Source organism: Pseudoduganella sp. GW821-FHT11H04 (assembly GCF_058807935.1).
The window spans coordinates 1-18,914 of sequence record NZ_JBXARE010000008.1 but is presented as its reverse complement, the minus strand read 5'-3'; the positions used below and the strand labels follow the sequence as shown (position 1 = coordinate 18,914).

Sequence of the window (18,914 nt, the reverse complement as noted above, 5' to 3'; positions counted from 1 at the left end):
TCCCAACCAAACTTTAGGAGCAAATCATGAGCAAAATCGCTTTCGTCACCGGTGGTTCCCGCGGCATCGGCGCCGCCATCGTACGCCGCCTGGCCAAGGATGGTTCGACCGTCGCCTTCACCTACCAAAGCTCGGGTGCAGCTGCCGATGCACTGGCCAGTGAAATCATCGCCGCCGGCGGCCAGGCCATCGCACTGAAAGTCGATGCCTCCGACGCTGCCGCCACCCGCGCCGCCATCGACGAAATCGCGCGCCGCTTCGGCCGCCTCGACATCCTCGTCAACAATGCCGGCGTGCTACACCTGGGCGACATTGCCGAACTGACGATGGAAGCCTTCGACAAGACAATCGCCGTCAACGTGCGCGGCGTGTTTGCCGCCACCCAGGCAGCGGTGGCGCATATGAAGGAAGGCGGCCGCGTGATCAATATCGGCAGCACCAATGCCGAGCGCATGCCCTTCCCTGGCGGTTCGATCTATGCGATGAGCAAATCGGCGCTGACCGGTTTGGTGCAAGGCCTGGCGCGCGACCTGGGCCCGCGCGGCATCACCGTCAACAATGTGCAGCCCGGCCCGGTCGACACCGATATGAACCCGGCCCACAGCGACTTCGCCAAGTCATTGCACGAGCTGATGGCAATCAAACGCCACGCGCGCGGCGAAGAGATCGCTGCGATGGTGGCCTACCTGGCCAGCGAAGATGCAGGCTACGTGACCGGCGCAGGCCTCAACATCGACGGCGGATTCGCCGCCTGACCGTCCGGGTAGAGCCGTGCCAGCACGTGCGCCGTGATTGCGGTCAGCACGGCGCTGGTCGGCGCCAGGTCGCGCTCTTCCTGCTCGCGCAGGGTGCGCCACAGGGCTACGATTTCTGTTTCGTGCAGCGCGACGGCCTGCTCCACTTCCTGCTGCCAGAACGGTGGCGCCTCGCCCTCGACGAAGTTGCCGCGCCCGCGGCCAAAATGGGCCACGGCAAGGTAGCGCAAGACGCCGGAAACCAGCAGCGTGCGCAGGAAGTCGTCGGAAAGCGTGATGATCGGCACTTCGCGGTCCATGCCGACATTGAAGCCCCAGGCCGCACCGGCAAAGGTCAAAGCGCCGATCACGCCACCCAGCAAGGCGCCGGTGCCAAGCGTAAGCCCACCCGCAGCCAGGTCGGCCGAGAAACCGGTGGCCGCGCCGGATACGATGGCGCCCAGCAGCGCCGCCTGCCCCTTGTCCACGGGCGCCAGCACCACGAAGTTATTACTGACGCGCGCATTGATTTTCGGCGCCTCGCTCGGATCGAGCCGGTGCACCGAAAGCAGGTTGACCGTCGCATGGCCGATCGCCAGGTTCAGGCGCGCCACCAGGGTATTCATGGCGCGGTCCTGCCGCTTACGGTCCTCTCCCTTGCCAATGCCGATGATTTTCAACGCGGAAGCGATCACGCCGCGCTCCACCGTTTCAACGATCTGCTTGTCGTGCGCGGCATCGGCCAGCTGCTGCGCCAGCACCGACATGGACTGTTTGAAGCGGCGGGCATTGGTGTCTTCCCACACGGAGAACAGGCGTTCGTAGCCTTCCTGCTTAGCCGGTCCCACCAGTGCCCCCAGCGCATCGTAAAACACCTTCTCATGTACCCAGCAACGGGCGAAGGCATCCAGCGGAAGCACTTCGCGCACCTGGCCGAACTGCAGCATGAACTCTTTCCAGCGCAGCAGCTCCGCCTTTTCTTCGGGCAGCGGGCGCGGGGGGCCCATCTGGTTAAGCAGCACCAGCACCGGCTTGCCCAGCCAGTCGAGAATGCGCATCTCGGCCGGGATGTAGCCGGCATCGGCAGGTACCTCGGTCGAGTTGACCAGATACAGCACCACGTCGGCCTCATCGCGCGCGGCGCGCAAGGCTTGCTGGCTAAGCCAGAACGGGCGGTCGCGGTAGCGGTCCAGCACTTCGCGCAGGAACCAGCCAATCGGGTTGCCGGTCATGGCCAGGCGCTTCATCAGGCGCATGGAATCGCCAAAGCCCGGCGTATCCCACAGCAGCAGGCGGTCGCCGTGCGGCGTCGCCATCAGCATGTGGGATTCGGCGAAAGTCGTTACATGGGCCGCATCGCGCACTTCGCCAACATCGCTGCCGAGCAAGGTGCGCGCCAGCGTGGTCTTGCCGTTATTGGTGTGAGAGACCAGCGCCAGCTGGATCGTGACGGGATTCCCGCTCATGCCGCGCCTCCATTGACTGTTTCGGGCGCCAGCAGATCCACCACCTTCGGCTCGGCGCCATGCAGGATGCAGAACTCGCGCCACAATTCGATACGTTCACTAAGGCGGCTTGCGTCCATGCGCGCCGCCACGGCCGATTGGTCAAGCAGCGCCACCACGCGCTTGCCATGTCCAAAGGCAGCGAGGAAAGCCCCATGGTTTTCCTGCTCCGGCGTTGCGGCAATACCGAACAAAACGGCATTGGTCACGCCGTCGCCAGCCTCCAGCGGCGGCGCTTCGCTGCCATAGGCTGCTGGCGGCAGCAGGCGCACGCGGGCCTGCTCGCCCAGCAGTTCCTGCGCCACCGCATCCAGTCCCTTGCCGCGCGCTTCGTCCACAGTGAGGCTGTAGGGCAGCACGCGCAGCAGCCCAGGTTCGCCTCCGGCCGCGACCGATAACTGATGGAAGTATGGCTGGTCCAGGTCCAGCGGGAAGCGGTGCCGCAGAAGCATGACGCGCAAGGCGGCCAGAAGACCGAGTACCATGCGCGGTCCGACTACGTATAAAAACAGGCTTGCCGCATACAGGTGCACCCAGCGCGCGCCGTTCCCGGGTTGTGCCCGGCGCCAATTCTGCAGGGAGCGCACTTCGGCCAACGAAAAGCCCTGTAAGCCCAATAGTTGTTCGGCAGGCTTGAATATAAGCGATAGCAATTCGTGTACCTGGCTGGCATTGAGGAAGGTGCTTTCCCAGCCGGTTGCATATTGTTCGACGATGCCGCGCGAGTACAGCGACAAGACGGCGCCCAACGCAAATGCCGCGGCCGACCAGTGCAGGATGCGTGCGATGCGGGCCATGTTCAGCCGCACACCCTGGCGCGCCCAGTCCACCATGAATTGCAGCACGCCGGCTGACAGGGCATGCGGCAAGCGGCGCGACAAATGGCTTTTGCCCAGGCCCATACGATTAGCGAGACCGCGCCGCAGGCCGGCGCGGCGCGTGGGCAGCAAAGCCCAAACGACAATTAACAGGTAGACCAGCAGATTCCAGGCGATGATCCCCAGGAGTGGAAACGACAGCAGGTCAACGCGATGCGCATTGCTGAATCGTTCCGCCATGCTGCCCACGACCAGCGCCACCAGTGGCAGCAGCCAACTGGCGCCCCACAATCCGCTACGGCCTTTCGCAATATTCGAAAAGAGCTTGTAACGCGACGCCAGGCGCTTGAGTAATTGTTCCGCGCGGTGATAAAGGAAGTTGGGCAGCGTGGCGGCGGTGCGGCTCTCCGCGGCCTGCCAGTGCGCCAGTTCGCGCGCCGTGCGGCTGGCGAATTTACGGTCATCGTCGGTCAGCACTTCCTTCTGCTGGTCGGCCTCTTCGATCGCCTTGACTAGCAGGATGACACGAGCGGTCTTCTCGTTCATTGGCCCTCCAGGCAGACGGCAGCAAGAATGATTGCATTCATGCACCGGAGTGTACCACCACTGCCTTTTTGCGAAAATGCAACGAACGCTTGAACACAATTGAATTTGTATCAAGGCATGGGCTATCCTGATTTGGCTGCCGGTGCATGCCGGCCGCGCGATCGGGAGAGTTTGTCCCACCCACGGACAACGCCGAAGGAGCAAGTCGCCCCCCGAATCTCTCAGGCCAAAGGACCGGTCGCGCGTTTTCACAACTCTGAAGAGCCGCCAGCGCCGCAAGGCTGGCGCACCGAAGGAGCAAGCAGGCAGCCCATGCCTGTGAAACTCTCAGGTCCAGCACAGAGGGGGCATCACACCTCGTACTCAAAAATTATCTGATCAACCTTCAGAGGAGTAGTCACATGCATACGCATCGACTCTGGCTGCGCATTGCCTGCGCAGCCGTGATGGCCGCCCCGTTCCTGGCAAAAGCAGACAACGGCGCGGCACTGCAGGCAGCTAAACGCGGCCTGTCGCAATTCGCCGAACACCAGCAGGCGCTTCGCCCCGGCAGCGCGCCGGTGGACTTCCCGCTCGATGTCACCGACGTCGGCGACCTGAAACAGGCCACAGTCAGCGGCGGCTTCGAGGTCTACACCATCGACCCGAAAGAGCTTCTGGCGCGGGGCGACCTGCCGTCCCTGGCCAAGCCCACCGGCGAATGGCGTTTTATCATTTCGCTGCACGGCAAGCCGATTGGCCTTGCGACCGTGCAGCAGGTGAATGGCCGCTACGAGACCGTCGCCTACGGCGCATCGGTACTGGCAAAAGACGTTGACGCCGCGATGGCAGCCCACGGCAACAGCGCGCGCTCCAACCTGCGCTTCATCCGCATCTACCAGGCGCGTTCGGATTTCCTGGAAGTGGACCACGCCAGGTTCGCCCCCCTGCACTCCGCGCGCGAATCGCTGCTGATGAAGAAGGCCGGCAACCAGTTGGTCGAAGGCGCCGAGCTGCTGGAGCCGCTGCGGGCCGCAGTCAAAGCCAATATCGAAGCATTCCGCTAAGGAGAGTCCATGAACATCGCAAAAACTCTGGCGGCCGCCGCGCTGGTGCTCGCCCTGCCCTCCGCTTTCGCACAATGGCGCACGCTGAACGTCCCGCTGGTGACGCAGGAGCATAGCCAATGGTGCTGGGCCGGCTCCAGCAAGGCTGTCCTGAACTTCTACAGCAAGACGCCAAGCCAGTGCCAGATCGTGAACTGGGCCTACGGCATCAACTACGCCTGCGGCAACAGCACTTTCGACTGGAACAGCTACGCGAACCGGCCGAACAGCATGTACGGCACCTCGGGCAGCGTGCAGAACATCCTGTCCGCATGGGGGGTGCCGAATACCGCGATCAACAACTACCTGTCGTGGAATTCGGTGGTCACTGAAATCAATGGCAACCGCCCTTTCGTGATCCGCTACGGTTGGACCAACGGTGGCGGACATATCATGGTGGGACGCGGGTATGAAACGTACAACGGCACCAACTACATCTACATCATGAATCCATGGCCTGGCGAGGGGCAGACTTACCGCACGTTCGCTTCCGCAGTCAGCGCGTACGACCATAACTGGACGCACACACAGCGCATGAACGTCAGTCCTTGAAATGAAGCTTGAGTAGTTGGCCGTTGTGGTCATCGACCAGAAGCAGGTCGCCGTTGGCGGCCTGCTTTACATCGACCGGTGCGCCGCGCCCCTGCTTGCCCTTGACCTCCCAGCCCGAGATCAGTTCCACCATCTTACCTAGCGGGGCACCTTTTTTGTCCGGCAGCAGCGCAACGAGGCGATGGCCATGCTGGCGGTAGCCGTGGAAAGTCATGACCAGGCTGCCCTTGTATTGGGCAGGAAAGCGATCAGCCGTGTAGAACAGCATGCCAAGCGGCGCTGCGTGCGCGGGCAATAGCCTGTCGGGAGCTGAATAACCAGCGCACTTCGCAGCGGGATATTCGGGACTGGCGACATTCGCGTCGTAACAATACGGCCAGCCATAATGCGCACCTCGCCGAATGACGTTCAACTCGTCGTGCGGCAGTTCGGCATCGCTCTTCAGCTGCGGCATGTGGATATTGATGTTGTCGCGCGAATTTTCGCCTTGCCACAACTCGCCCGTGGTGGGATGCACCGCCATCGCCATCGAATTGCGCAGACCGCGTGCATAGACTTCCCAGCTTTTCACCACACCGCCCGGCCAGACGATGCTGTATTTGCGGATCACGCCCGACGCCTGCGGCCCCTCGTTCTCGGCGCAGGGTTTGCCGGCCGCCGGCTCTTCGCCGGAAGTACTTTCACAATGATCGCTTGCCGAGCCAACGTTCACGTACAGGTCTCCGCGCGAGTCGAAGCGCAGGCCCGTCAGCAAATGGCGGCCCACGCCGGGCAGGCCAGAAATGAAATCCGTGCCCTGCCCCGGCTTTGCTGGATCGATACGGACCACGCGCTTGACCACGCCGACATACAATTTTCCGTCGGGGCCGAGCACAATGCCATTTGGCCGGTCAAGCTTGTCAAGCAGGACGCGCTGCCGGCCATCCTTGCCGATCACGATTACCCGGCCTTTGCCTTCCACCCAGCCGCCCATTTCAACAACGGCCAGCTCACCACCCGGCAGTTCCTGCACGCCTCGCGGATAGCGCAGCTTTTCCGCGACTACCGCCACGCAAAAACCAGGCGGCGTCTTGAGCTCCATCGCCGGCAAACCATCGCACATCATGTATTTCTTCCTCCAGGGTCAGCGCCTCGCGGGCACCAGCTCAATCGTCTTTTCCGTCGCCGCATCCACCGCCTTGCGGGTGTACAGCAGCGGGAAGTATGAGCCCATGGCCCAGTCCTGTGCAAGATCGCGGTAATGCGGGCTGGCAGGATCGCCGGACTGGCCCGGCGTGTTGATGGCGCGCGAGTTATCCCAACCGCCGACGTCGATCACCACGCGGAACGAGGCGCCGTTGATCTGCCAGAAATTGGCTGGATGGTAGCCGGACTGGTTCACCGTGTACGAACTGCCGCCGCGTGGCATCGGCCCGACATCCAGCTTGGCGCGCGTGGCAGAATCGACAGCCTGCGACATCGGGTGCATGAAATAGCTGAATTGCATCCGCCCCCAGTTCCAGCGCGCAGGATCGCTGCCTTGCAGGCGTACCATCTCCGTCCACGCGGCTGACAGGCTATCGAAGACCACGCGATCGCGCCGTTCATTGGCGTTCATGCCGAATCGCGTTGCCGGACGTTCCAGCGCATCCAGCAGCACACCTGTATCGGGCGCGCCCATCGTATTGGCGCCGGCCTTGCCCAGCAAGGCAGTCTTGAACGCCTCGCCAAGGTGCCGCGACCACCACACTTCAAACAGCGCGGCGGCAGGCGACTCGGGCTGGACCTCGGCATTCCAGGCGCCCAGCAAGCGCAACGCCGCCTTTGCACCGGCATCGTTCGACTTCAAGGTCTTGAGCACCGCCACCAGGCGCCGCGCCGGGATCGACACCAGGTCGTTCTGCAGCCGCTGCATGTCTTCGATGCCGACCTTGCCCGGCTTGCCAAGCACTTCGGCAATGCGCTGCGCGCGCGACGGATCGGCCCATTCGAATCCCAGCTTGTATTCCTTGTAGGGGAAGGAGGCCGGCAGGTTCATCTCGTTCGCACTCGCGAACCAGCCCTGCTTCGGATTGAATTGTGACGGCAGCTTGCGGCCATCGAGAAAGCCGCTCCACTCATAGCGGCCGTCTCCGGGCACCGGCAGGAGCCCATCCCAATTCTTGCGGAGCGGAGCCATGCCACCAGCAACCCATCCGATATTGCCGGCTGTGTCGGCATAGACCTGGTTCTCCGCAGGTGCGCCCCAGCGCGCCATCGCATCGCGGAACTGCGTCATGTTCTGGGCGCGCATGTAGACCATGCTGCCAAAGTAGGGGGCCGTGCCGGGTTCCGACCACGCACTGCGCACGGCCAGCGCCCGCCTTTTTCCCGGCTCTTCGAAAATCACCGGGCCATGCCGTGTGAAGAGCAATTCGACCGGGGCCAAGCGCCCACCGGGCAGCGGCACGTTCTCCTTCACCACGCGGAAGTCTTCCCACTTGCCCTGGTATCGATACTGGCGCGGGTTGTCCGGATTGGTCTGGTAGACATAGAGGTCTTCCTGGTCGATGCTGAAGATGGTCAGGCCGAAAGCGATGCGGCCATTGTGCCCAATCGATATGCCAGGCAAGGCCGGCTCCCCTGCCCCGATCGCATCGAGCCCGGGAGCGCTCAGGTGAACGATGTAGCGCAGCGACGGCGCAGCATAGGAACGGTGCGGATCATTGGCAAGGATCGGCCTTCCAGTAGCGCTGCGTGAAGGAGCGATAACCCAGTTGTTACTGCCTTCCATACGCTGCGCATCGGCTGCCGCCAGGTCGGCCTTGCCGGGCTTGCGCAGCAAGCGGGCCGGCGCGGTTGCGAGGTGGAATACATCCAGTGCGTTATCGGGCAGGCAGGGATCCAGTCCTTCTGGCACACGCGTCACCCACGCCGGCGACAACCTGGCGCGGATCTGGTCCGCTTCCAGGCTGGCGTTGCAGACCACGTGCGCCCGTTCGAATTCCTGCAACAGGTTGCGGGTCAGGCCATGGCTGCGAATTCGCACCACGTCGTCCGCGGCCCACTTCTCGGGCTTGTAGGAAAACTGGCGAAACTCGAAGGGAAGCAACTCAGGTTTGCGCTCCAGCAGGTCGATATAGGCGTTGATGCCTGCCACGAAGCGCTCCGTGACTTCGCGCGCCCCGCTGCCGTAAGCTTTCCATTCCGCGTCCATATCGCCGCGATAAAGGAACAGGCGCGCAGCGCGGTCCTGCTCCACGTATGACTGGCCGAACACTGAGGACATGCGGCCAAGGCCGCGCCGCCGCCACAGATCGATCTGCGCAAGGCGGTCGCGGGCGGCATTAAAGCCCTGCACGAAAAACAGGTCCTCGCTGTCGCCCGCATAAATGTGCGGCACGCCCCATTTGTCCACCTGGATGCGGGCCGGCTGGCGCAAGCCTGCTACTTCAAGGGTTTCGGCGTGGGCGCCGCCCACGCCCGCCAATAGTAAGAAAGCCAGCGCCAGTCTATTCAATCAAACTCCTCCAGCTACGGCAGGGACCCCGGATGGTTTGTCCAGCGCCATGCGAGGAATGGTCCAGTAGGTGATTGCGCGCCACAGCCATTCCATCGGTCCATAGCGGAAGCGGGCCAGCCAGAAGTGGCTGAACGCAATTTGCAGCACAATCAGGCATGCCACATACGCCATCTGGTGCGCGCGGCTGGCGCCGAAGTGGTCGAGACCCCAACCGAAATAGTAAAGAGCGCCAATGACGGACTGCGTCAGGTAATTGGTCAATGCCATGCGGCCAAGCGGCGCCAGCACCTTGATCTTCGAGAACACCGAGTTGCTGTGCAACATAAGGATCACAAGGCTGACATAACCAAGGCAAGCCGGCAAATTGCCCAGCATGAGCATGCCCATTGCGAGCTGGCCGCCGTCCGCACCATCGGAGCCCGGCACCGGATACATGCAGATCGCGGAGCCGAGCAGGCCCAGGCCGATACCCAAGGGCAGGCCGAACATGGCGAGCTTGCGGAACAGCGGCAAGTGCGCACGCGTGTTTTCCATGACCCCGGTGCGTACGAACCAGTAGCCAAGCAGGAACATGCCGACCACGATCGGTGCGAAACCCAGTTCGCCTGGTGCGTTCTCAGCGAAGTGCTCTGCGCGCAGCGCCAGGTGTTCGCTGTATGTGCCAGTGGTGGAGACCTTGATTTCCTTCTTGATCGCCTCGTCGCGCTCTTTCAGGCGCTTGGCGACTTCCGCCTTGCGCTCGGCCTTCGCCTTGGCGGCCTTGGTCTCTGCCGCCGTTGGAGTAGCCGAGGCGGAAACTTGCGCCACTGGTTTCTCGGGCACCATATAGCGCATGGCGCCAACGCCGGTCATGATGGTAAAGGCGAGTACGTACATGCCTGCACCGAGACGCCAAGGACGCTCTGCCTTCGGCTCATGGAATTTACAGGTCAGGATGCCCACCACGGTAAAGGCCAGGCCCATGACCGGCAGCGACAGGCGGAGCGGACGTGGCAGCTGTGGCATGAACCAGACTGCGATGCCTGCGATCGTGGCGATGACGCCGACGACCAGTATCACCATGCCGACCAACGGAACGTTCAGCTTTTTAACCCGCTTTTCGCCGCGCAGCCACCATGCGATAAAGGAGAAGAAGGTCAGGCTGCCAGCCATGCCAAGCAAGACGCCGAGGTCCGGCGCCGACTTCTCGGAAAGGAGACCGGCCGCCACCGCGATCTTGGGAGCGAAGCCTACCGCCAGCAGCAACGCAATGGCAGTGGCAATATGTTTCGGCCGCCCGAACAACACGATCAACAGGCCAGTCGCGCTCACCGCATAGCTGAAGAGGATATCGCCCGACCAGATGAAGATGTGGTGGCAGGCGCCAAACACCGCAAGCGCGGCTATGCGCCTCATATAAGGCACAAGGAAACTGCGCCCCGCCCTATCAGCGCGCGTCAGCATGACTGCAAAGCCCATGCCGAACAACAGCGAGAAGATGGTCCAGAACTTACCAGTTACAAAATACTGCGTGATGAAGCTGATGATGAAATCAACTCCGGTGAACTTCGCGGGGATGCCGCCCATGTCGGCGATCGCGCGATTGAAGTATTCGACATTCATGGTGCAAATGCCGATCAGCGCGAAGCCTCGAACGACGTCGAGCGCTTCGATCCTCTCATTGCTTTCGGTGGGGCTGAAACTGCTGGGGTTCGTCCTGTCCATTATCGTTATCCTTTGTATTAAACGAAGTTGCGACTCATGGATCGTACTGAGGTTAAGAAAAACTTAAGCCGATTGTGCGACGAAATGACGATTTTGGGGAACAAAATGCAAAAAGGCCCGCTTGCAATTGCAAAGCGGGCCCCCAAGGGTGTTGACTTTTAATTAAGGTGCAATATCAGTGCCTACATTGATCGCCGCGTAGGCGCGCTGCACGGCCTTCGCCTCAGCGCTGTTGACCCCGTACAGCTCCTCCGCCGCTGCTTTCATCAGCGTACGCGCTTGGGCGTAAGTGGTGGAGGAAGTGAACTTGGTCGTGTTGGCACGGAACCAGATGCGGTATGCATGGTCGATGCCAACGCCAGCCATGGCGCCTTTGGTCAAGTACTTGCTGTACTTCTCGGAAGTCGAATTGGCGTCGGAACCCATCGCCAGGAAGTAGAACATCCTGTTGTTAGGACCGCTCGAATAGTGCGGGTCGAGGCGGCGCAGGTTCTTGGTCCAGGCATCGAGGCTTGCGCCATCTTTGGATGGCTTCCACATCCAGCGCAAAGGCACGCCGTCCTTGGCGATTTCCTGGCCGACCATCCAGTCGTTCTTCCCTGACGGGACCACGCTGCCGGTACCGCCATTGCGCGCATATGCTTCCACCGCTTCGCCGTTGATATCCGACGACGACTCATTCAAGCCGCCCGATTCGCCGCTGTAACGCAGGTTGGAGGTGGCCGCAGTCACGCCGTGGCCCATTTCGTGACCAATCACGTCGTTCGAGCCGAGGTTGTTGAAGTAGCTGCCGCCATCGCCGATGAACATGCATTTGCAGGTATCGGTGTAGTAGGCGTTGTCGTAGGCGGTGTTGACGTGCACGGCGATGTAAGTCGCTGTGTTATGGCCATCCAGCGACTGCCAGCCCAACACGTTTTTCATCGTGTCGTAGGTGTTCATCAGGCCCCACAAGGCGTTGACCGCAGCGGTCTGGCCGTTGTCGTTGGTGGTAGAGCCGCCGGCAATATACTGATTGCCATCGCCCCAGGTATTGTCCGGGTCCACGTACAAAGCGCCAGCGCTGGTGCCGTGGTTGGCATTGGTGATTGCCATGCCGCCGTAAGTACCGCCGGTGCCACGGGTCAGGTCAATCAGCTGGTACTGGCTGCCGGTGTAGCTGGTGGCGATTGGCACGGTGCCGTTGTACTGGCTCTTGCCGCTGCCGATCGTCGCAGTCGCGGTGTGCACCATGCTCCATTGCTCGAGCACTGCGCCATTGGCGGCATCGACCACGGTATTGTGGTAGATCGGTTTGCCTCCGCGGTTCATGCGGGTCTGCACCAGGTAGGCCAGGCGATAGCCATCAACCACATCTTCCACGTCCATCGCATTCAATGCGTCCTCGGCCTTGTTGGCGGCAGCAGGCACGCGTTGCGTTTTCATGACCGGATAGTAAATGGCTTCAGCGCTAGGTGCGGCATCATGATTGCCCGCACCGCCGACACTGCGAATGGCTGCCTCGATTGCGGACTTGCTGCTGATCGAAGCCTTCTTGCTCGCAATATTGGATTTTGCAATTCCCCCGCGGCGATCAGCCATGGATTGGCTGATGATGTGACCGCGATTGTCCGACACCACCACCGCTTCTGATTCGAAGATGCGGATCCCTTTGTAGGTGTGGTTCAGACGCGTGATCACCTTGTCCTGTTGCCCTGGGTGTTGGCGGTCGATCACATAGCCGTGGTCGCTATCGAGGCCTTTGCCAGCGCGCTCATGAGCCAGTTCAGCCATCAGGCTTGCGTTGGCTTGGGCTGGCATGGCAGCGGCAAAACCCGATTGCGCACACAGTGCGATCGCAGCGGCGATCATCGTTTTACGTAGCATCATTACGTCCCCTTCCGGATTAGGTTGTTGGGATAAACGACGATATCTTGACAAATTTTAAATGTCAAACAGATACCCAAAGTATTAGAACTTAAACGCAACAAACTGCTGAGTTAGTTCCTTTGGGCATCTGTTTAGTTTCATCCCGGAACCATTCCGGTGAAAACATAGGCCTGGAGCAACGTCATGAGGCCAACGATGGCGGCAAACAGAAGGCTATGTTTGAGGGTGAAGCGGAACAGTTCGGACTCTCTTCCTACCAGGCCGGTCGCGGCACAGGCTACCGCAATCGACTGCGGCGAAATCATCTTGCCGGTCACGCCGCCGGTGGTGTTGGCTGCCACCAGCAAGGTATCGGAGACGCCGACCTGGTGAGCTGTCGTGTTCTGCAAGGAGCAAAACAAGGCGTTCGACGAAGTGTCGGAACCAGTGAGGAACACACCCAGCCAACCGAGGAATGGCGAGAAGAATGGGAAGGCCGCACCGGTACCGGCCAGCACCAGCGCCAGGGTCGAGGACATGCCGGAGTAGTTGGCGACAAACGCGAACGCCAGCACCAGGCCAATCGACAGCACGGGACGGCGCAATTCAAGCACCGTGTCGCGCAGGGCGCGCAGGCCATTCATTGGGCTGAAGCGCAGCAGGACCATCGACAGCAATGTGGACAACAGGATCGCAGTGCCGACTGCCGACAGCAGATCCAGCTTGTAGATAGCCTCGTATGCCTTGGGTGCGGCGACGATAGGCGTCATCTTCATGACCATCATGTCCAGGTAAGGCACATGGAATTTCAGTACCGTGCCGGCAAGCGCGCCCTTGGCGCCAAACAAAGCCTTGAACTGCGGCAGGCTCCACACCGTCACCACGGCGGTCAACAGGCCAAACGGCGCCCAGGCGCGCAGCGTCTGTGCGGCGGAGTATGGCGATATGCTGCGGCTACGCGGCTCGTTGCCTGCCGCTGCTGCGCCGCCGAAGGGCGACATTGCCGCGGTGCCGCCACCCATCGAAATCGAGCTGCGTGCGCCGGCTTTGGCGCTGGCTGGTTGCCACACCTTAAGGAAGCCGGTCAAAGCGCCCAGGCTGACCAGGGCGGAGGTGATGTCCGGCAATTCAGGACCAATATAGTTGGACGTGATGAATTGCGTGATGGCGAAGCTGCCGCCTGCCACCAGCGCAGCAGGCCAGGTTTCCTTGACGCCGCGCTTACCGTCCATCATGAACACCAGCCAGAATGGCACCGCCAGCGAAAGCAGCGGGAGTTGACGGCCGGCCATCGCACCGATGGTCATCGCATCCAGTCCAGTCACCTGTCCTGCCACGATGATTGGGATTCCCATGGCGCCGAAAGCCACCGGCGCGGTATTCGCGATCAGGCAAAGGCCAGCCGCATACAACGGGTTGAAGCCGAGGCCGACCAGCAGCGCGGCGGTGATCGCCACCGGCGCACCAAAGCCTGCCGCGCCTTCCAGGAAAGCGCCGAAGGAGAAGCCGATCAGCAGCATCTGCAGTCGCTGGTCGTCCGTAATCGAGACCACTGAGGCACGGATGATTTCAAGCTGCCCTGTGCGTTCAACCACCTTGTACAGGAACACAGCGCTGATAATGATCCACGCGATCGGCCACAGCCCGTAGGCAAAGCCAAAACCGGCGGCGGCCAGTGCCTGCGGCACCGGCATACCGTAAGAAAAGATTGCGACCGCCAGCGCGAGTGCCAGCGTGACGGCTGCGGCGATGTGGCCTTTGATGCGCAAGACCGCCAAAGCGACGAAGAAGAAAAGAATGGGAATGGCGGCGACCAGGGCCGACAGCCATAGACTGCCCAATGGGGAATAAATCTGGTTCCAGGTTTGCATCTGTAGTCTCCTTTAAAGGTATCAAATTATTTTTATGTGGCGGCCAGCGCTATTCCGGCTGGTCCCTATCCCGCAACAGGTCGGCCAGGCTGCGCTTGGCCGGCACCAGGGGGGCGCGGTGATTGGTCCACCCCATTTGGCCGGATGGTGTAAAGGCGCGCAGCCGCGTCGCCGCCCAGCGGAACCAGCGATATGCGGTGGGGCGAGCGAAGGCGCCGCTCCAGAAGCGCCACACAAGCCGTTCACCGCGGCTGTAATTGGCGCCCTGTCCGCGCAGCGGTATGTCGACCTTTTGCTGTGGATCGCGGTTAGCCTCTGTGCGCAGCCGCACCAGCAGCGATGGAATCGGAATCCGCACCGGGCAAACTTCGCCGCAGGCGCCGCACAGGCTTGACGCCGTCACCAGGTCGGCTGTTTCTTCAAGGCCCAGCAGGTGCGGAGAGATGATCTTGCCGATCGGGCCCGGGTAAGTCGTGCCGTAGGCGTGGCCGCCCACCCGTTCATAGACCGGGCAATGGTTCATGCAAGCGCCGCAGCGGATGCATTGCAAGGTCGCTCGCAGCTGCTCGTCCGCATATGCTTGCGAACGGCCGTTATCGAGCAGCACCACATGCATCTCGCGCGGGCCATCGAGTTCGCCCTCACGGCGCGGGCCGGTGATCAGGTTGAAATAGGTGGTGATTGCCTGGCCTGTGGCCAAGCGTGTGAGCAGGCTTGCCAGCGGCACGATGTGTTCGAGTTTGGCCACTACCTTCTCGATCCCCATCAGGGCGATGTGCACGTCGGGCACAGTGGTCGACAGGCGGCCATTGCCCTCGTTCTCCACCAGCCATAGCGTGCCGGTATCGGCGGCTGCGAAGTTGACACCGGACAGGCCGATATCGGCATCCACGAACCTCTGGCGCAAGGCGCGGCGGCCCGCCAGGATCAGCGTGTCGACGTCTTCGGTGTAGGGCGTATCCGGCAGATGGCGCTCGAACAAGGCGCCAATGTCGGCGCGCGTCTTGTGCAGGGCCGGCATGACGATGTGCGACGGCTTTTCTTCCGCCAGTTGCACGATGTATTCGCCCATATCGGATTCGACGCAGCTGATGCCTCGCTCAGACAGGTAGTGGTTAAGCTCCACTTCCTCGCTCGCCATCGACTTGCCTTTGATGATGTTGCGGGCACCGCGCCGCTGTGCAATGCCGTGGATGATGGCGTTGGCCTCCTCGGCATTGGCGGCCCAGTGCACGTGAACACCAAGCGCATGCAGGCTCGCTTCGAACTGCACCAGCAAGTCCGGCAAGTTCGCGAGCGCGTGCTGGCGTACCGCCTCGCCCAGGTTGCGCAGGTTTTCCAGCTCGTCGGCGTCGGGGAATTGGGTGCTGCGTTTGGCCTGCAGGAAGTCCATCGCACCGCGCATGCTGGCTCGCAGTTCCTGGTCCTGCAAGGCGTCATTGACCCGCTCGCGGAAGTCGGCGGGCGAAACAAAATGCATCGGGCGCGCGTTCATGCGTGCACCTCCATTGAGTCATCCACGATCACCACCCACAGTGCGGCCGGCCCGTGTGCGCCATAAGCTAGCGTTTGCTGGATATCCGATGTTTTCGACGGCCCGGACACCAGCACCAGGTTGGTCGGCATGCCGGAACTCCAGCCCTCGGCGTGCATGGCCGCGTGCAGGTCGGCGTGCAGCGTGCTCTCATACACAAGCGCCACGTGCAGCGGCGGCACCAGTGACACCGTACGCGGTGTGCCGACGTCGGGCGACAGCACCAGTGTCCCGGCGGCGGCAATGCCGGAGCGGGCCACGGTAAAGCCGGCGTCCACGCTGGAGAACAGAATTCCCTTCCAGGCCTCCAGCGGCTGCGAGAACGGAAGCGTATGCACCTCATTCGGCAATGCCGCCAAAAGCGCAGCGCCTTCCGCCGAGGCGGAATTCAGGAGCAAACGCTGCACGCCCACCTGCGCCAGCCTGGCGGCCAGCAGCACCGGCCAGCTCGCGGCGTCGCTGCGTATGACTTCCGTACGCACCGAAGTCATGACCCGCTCCATCACCTCCGCACGCTGCTGCGGCGTGGCAGCACGCAAGGCGTCGTACGCATGGTGTTCGTTAATGCGCGCCTCAAGCGCGCGGCTATCCGGCGTCGGCGTCGGCGCCGGCGCAGCACTGCGCAGCGAGCCCAGGATGCGTTCGCGGGTACCCATGCTGCTCATTGCGCACTTCCCAAACGACGCCAGAGGAAGCTGGCCATATGCTCCACCTGCAGCGGTGCCCCTTGGCGCTGCGCAGCGTGACCGATGTTGAGCAAACAGCCGCAGTCGGCGGAAACCAGGCGGGTGCAGCCAGTCGCACAAGCGGAGGCCAGCTTGTCGGCGACCATGGCTCCCGAGATATCGGGATGTTTGAGCGAGAACGTGCCGCCAAAGCCGCAGCACTCGGACTCGCGCTCATGCTCCACACGCGTCACGCCAGGCAAGGCGTCGAGCAAAGCCACACCATGCCCTCGGGTGCCCATTTCGCGCCGCGCGCCGCAGGAAGTGTGCAGCACCACGCGCTCGTCGGCCTGCCCAGGCACGGCCTGGCAATCCACGTGCAGCACATGCAGCAAGAATTCGCTCAGTTCGTAAATTCGACCTGCCAGCTCGGTCGCCTTGGCGGCGGCTTCAGGATCATCCCCGAACAGTTCGGCCCAATGATGGCGCATCATGCCGGCGCAGGAGCCGGAAGGCACGATGACCGGCCAACTTTCCGGGAACAGGTCGAGCTGCGCTCGCACCACGGCGCGCGCTTGTTCGGGATTGCCGCTGCTGTAGGCAGGCTGGCCGCAGCAGCTCTGGCCGCGCGGATAATGCACGGTCACACCCTGATACTCGAGCAGGCGCACCGCATCCAGCCCCGCCTCGGGCATGAACAGGTCGATCACGCAAGTGCCGAACAGGTACACGTGCACATCGCGCTGGCCAGCCAGCGCGGGATATTGTCGGGGCTTCATGTCGCGTCTCCTCCGTTTTGCTTATTCCGTCGACAGCATCCATAATTCCCGCATGCCGGCGGCGCAGCAAACTGGTTGGACCATCAGCCGCATTAGGAGAAAATCAGGATGAAAACAAACGGACTGGTAGAGGAAGTGCAACGCCAGCTGGAGGTGGCGCTGCTCGACGGACGCTACCCGGCCAACTCCAAACTGCCTTCGGAGCGTATGCTCGCGGAGCAGTTTTCGGTTTCGCGGAATACGATTCGTGAAGCGCTGCAAAGGATGGTGGCGCGCGGCCTGCTGCGCAGCCGTCCTGGTGCCGGCGTATATGTAGGCGATCAACTGCGCACCAGCACCTCGTCACCGTGGGCGCAGTTGGTGGTCGATCAACCTGCTCTTTTGAGCGATGTGCTGGAATTTCGCCGTGTGCTGGAAGGCGCCACGGCTTACTACGCCGCGATGCGTGGAACTGAGGAAGAATTCGCAGGCATCCGCGCGCTGCAGGCGGGGCTTGAGCAAGCTCGCCTCGATGACCAGGCTGCGACAGAAGCAGCGCTCGACGCGCAACTGCATGAAGCAATCGCACTCGCATCGCACAACAGCATGTTCCTGCATTTGCATGCGAGCGTGCTGGGGATACTGCGCGAGCACATCACGCTGAACGGCTCCAATCTGCGGGCATTGGATGCCGAGGTTTCCGGCCAGCTGCTGCAACAGCATCGCGCCATCTGCCAGGCCATCTGCACCCGCAAGCCCGAAGCAGCCCGCACTGCGATGCAGGCGCATATCGACTACGTCGCAGGAAGACTGGAAGAAGCCTGACTGGTCCAACCAGTTGTTTCGTGCGGCAAAAAGCAAAAAGCCCGCTGGCACATGCCTAGCGGGCTTTCAAATAAGAGCCTGACGATAACCTACTTTCACACTGGTTGCAGCACTATCATCGGCGCAAAGTCGTTTCACGGTCCTGTTCGGGATGGGAAGGGGTGGGACCGACTTGCTATGGTCATCAGGCATGACTTGTGTGCAGCGCGCTGGTCGCGCTGCGCAATCTGGGAAGAAGTAAAAGTCGGGGTAGTATTCTCAAACACAGGCAAGTGCTACATAACCGGCAAGGTTATAGGGACAAGCCGTACGGGCAATTAGTATCAGTTAGCTTAATGCATTACTGCACTTCCACACCTGACCTATCAACGTCCTGGTCTCGAACGACCCTTCAAAGAGCTCAAGGCTCTGGGAAATCTCATCTTAAGGCAAGTTTCCCGCTTAGATGCTTTCAGCGGTTATCTCTTCCGAACTTAGCTACCCGGCAATGCCACTGGCGTGACAACCGGTACACCAGAGGTTCGTCCACTCCGGTCCTCTCGTACTAGGAGCAGCCCCCTTCAAATTTCCAACGCCCACGGCAGATAGGGACCAAACTGTCTCACGACGTTTTAAACCCAGCTCACGTACCACTTTAAATGGCGAACAGCCATACCCTTGGGACCGGCTACAGCCCCAGGATGTGATGAGCCGACATCGAGGTGCCAAACTCCCCCGTCGATATGAACTCTTGGGAGGAATCAGCCTGTTATCCCCAGAGTACCTTTTATCCGTTGAGCGATGGCCCTTCCATACAGAACCACCGGATCACTATGTCCTACTTTCGTACCTGCTCGACTTGTCGGTCTCGCAGTTAAGCACGCTTATGCCATTGCACTATTAGCACGATGTCCGACCGTACCTAGCGTACCTTCGAACTCCTCCGTTACACTTTGGGAGGAGACCGCCCCAGTCAAACTGCCTACCATGCACTGTCCCCGATCCGGAT

General features: G+C 61.6%; 14 protein-coding genes, 2 rRNA genes and 1 riboswitch. Of the genes, 4 read left to right on the top strand and 12 right to left on the bottom strand.

All coding sequences use genetic code 11. The features are described 5' to 3' along the window. Positions 1-26 precede the first annotated feature (26 nt). Positions 27-755 carry an SDR family oxidoreductase gene (locus AC1RTP_RS17925; RefSeq protein ID WP_498609123.1) on the top strand — a complete coding sequence of 243 codons (729 nt, stop codon included), beginning with the start codon at positions 27-29 and terminating at the stop codon, positions 753-755. On the opposite strand, the gene AC1RTP_RS17920 is transcribed toward AC1RTP_RS17925, so the two are convergent. Continuing rightward, complete coding sequence (locus AC1RTP_RS17920) at positions 707-2,200, bottom strand: DUF3482 domain-containing protein (RefSeq protein WP_498609121.1); 1,494 nt, start codon at positions 2,198-2,200, stop codon at positions 707-709. The genes AC1RTP_RS17925 and AC1RTP_RS17920 overlap by 49 nt on opposite strands. Next, complete coding sequence (locus AC1RTP_RS17915; protein ID WP_498609119.1) at positions 2,197-3,603, bottom strand: DUF2868 domain-containing protein; 1,407 nt, start codon at positions 3,601-3,603, stop codon at positions 2,197-2,199. Before AC1RTP_RS17915 ends, AC1RTP_RS17920 begins: the two co-directional genes overlap by 4 nt. A gap of 152 nt (positions 3,604-3,755) precedes the next feature. Continuing rightward, positions 3,756-3,850: riboswitch (glycine riboswitch) on the top strand. A gap of 154 nt (positions 3,851-4,004) precedes the next feature. Between AC1RTP_RS17915 and AC1RTP_RS17910 the strand changes: the two genes are divergently transcribed. Together AC1RTP_RS17910 and AC1RTP_RS17905 are read left to right on the top strand one after the other, a co-directional pair. After that, positions 4,005-4,649 (top strand): hypothetical protein, encoded by a 645-nt coding sequence (locus tag AC1RTP_RS17910; RefSeq protein ID WP_498609118.1) that lies wholly within the window; start codon positions 4,005-4,007, stop codon positions 4,647-4,649. Between the two features lie 9 nt (positions 4,650-4,658). After that, complete coding sequence (locus tag AC1RTP_RS17905; protein ID WP_498609116.1) at positions 4,659-5,240, top strand: C39 family peptidase; 582 nt, start codon at positions 4,659-4,661, stop codon at positions 5,238-5,240. On the opposite strand, the gene AC1RTP_RS17900 is transcribed toward AC1RTP_RS17905, so the two are convergent. The 8 genes from AC1RTP_RS17900 to AC1RTP_RS17865 all read right to left on the bottom strand — a co-directional run bounded on the left by AC1RTP_RS17900 (position 5,230) and on the right by AC1RTP_RS17865 (position 17,122). Then, positions 5,230-6,345 carry a PQQ-dependent sugar dehydrogenase gene (locus tag AC1RTP_RS17900; RefSeq protein WP_498609114.1) on the bottom strand — a complete coding sequence of 372 codons (1,116 nt, stop codon included), beginning with the start codon at positions 6,343-6,345 and terminating at the stop codon, positions 5,230-5,232. The genes AC1RTP_RS17905 and AC1RTP_RS17900 overlap by 11 nt on opposite strands. Before the next feature lie 18 nt (positions 6,346-6,363). After that, entirely contained in the window at positions 6,364-8,718 is a 2,355-nt protein-coding gene (locus AC1RTP_RS17895; protein ID WP_498609112.1) for a penicillin acylase family protein, read from the bottom strand. Then, positions 8,719-10,425: a DUF418 domain-containing protein gene (locus AC1RTP_RS17890; protein ID WP_498609111.1), complete on the bottom strand. Its 1,707-nt coding sequence runs from the start codon at positions 10,423-10,425 to the stop codon at positions 8,719-8,721. It abuts the gene before it with no gap. A 162-nt stretch (positions 10,426-10,587) separates the two neighbouring features. Further along, entirely contained in the window at positions 10,588-12,294 is a 1,707-nt protein-coding gene (locus tag AC1RTP_RS17885; RefSeq protein WP_498609110.1) for a M4 family metallopeptidase, read from the bottom strand. Between the two features lie 137 nt (positions 12,295-12,431). Further along, positions 12,432-14,144 carry a lactate permease LctP family transporter gene (locus AC1RTP_RS17880; protein ID WP_498609109.1) on the bottom strand — a complete coding sequence of 571 codons (1,713 nt, stop codon included), beginning with the start codon at positions 14,142-14,144 and terminating at the stop codon, positions 12,432-12,434. Between the two features lie 49 nt (positions 14,145-14,193). Then, a complete protein-coding gene (locus AC1RTP_RS17875) occupies positions 14,194-15,639 on the bottom strand; it encodes a LutB/LldF family L-lactate oxidation iron-sulfur protein (protein WP_498609107.1) in 1,446 nt (481 codons plus the stop codon). Then, positions 15,636-16,343, bottom strand: coding sequence for a LutC/YkgG family protein (locus AC1RTP_RS17870; RefSeq protein WP_498609105.1), 708 nt, complete (start codon positions 16,341-16,343; stop codon positions 15,636-15,638). The genes AC1RTP_RS17875 and AC1RTP_RS17870 overlap by 4 nt, the downstream gene beginning before the upstream one ends. Next, the gene (locus tag AC1RTP_RS17865; protein ID WP_498609103.1) at positions 16,340-17,122 is read right to left on the bottom strand and encodes a (Fe-S)-binding protein; all 783 of its coding nucleotides are present in this window, start codon (positions 17,120-17,122) and stop codon (positions 16,340-16,342) included. Before AC1RTP_RS17865 ends, AC1RTP_RS17870 begins: the two co-directional genes overlap by 4 nt. Positions 17,123-17,230: 108 nt before the next feature. Here AC1RTP_RS17865 and AC1RTP_RS17860 point away from each other — a divergent pair, with 108 nt between their 5' ends. Further along, the gene (locus AC1RTP_RS17860; RefSeq protein ID WP_498609101.1) at positions 17,231-17,926 is read left to right on the top strand and encodes a FadR/GntR family transcriptional regulator; all 696 of its coding nucleotides are present in this window, start codon (positions 17,231-17,233) and stop codon (positions 17,924-17,926) included. A gap of 76 nt (positions 17,927-18,002) precedes the next feature. On the opposite strand, the gene rrf is transcribed toward AC1RTP_RS17860, so the two are convergent. Together rrf and AC1RTP_RS17850 are read right to left on the bottom strand one after the other, a co-directional pair. Then, positions 18,003-18,115 (bottom strand): 5S ribosomal RNA (gene rrf / locus AC1RTP_RS17855). A gap of 107 nt (positions 18,116-18,222) precedes the next feature. After that, positions 18,223-18,914 (bottom strand): 23S ribosomal RNA (locus AC1RTP_RS17850); the annotation flags it as partial.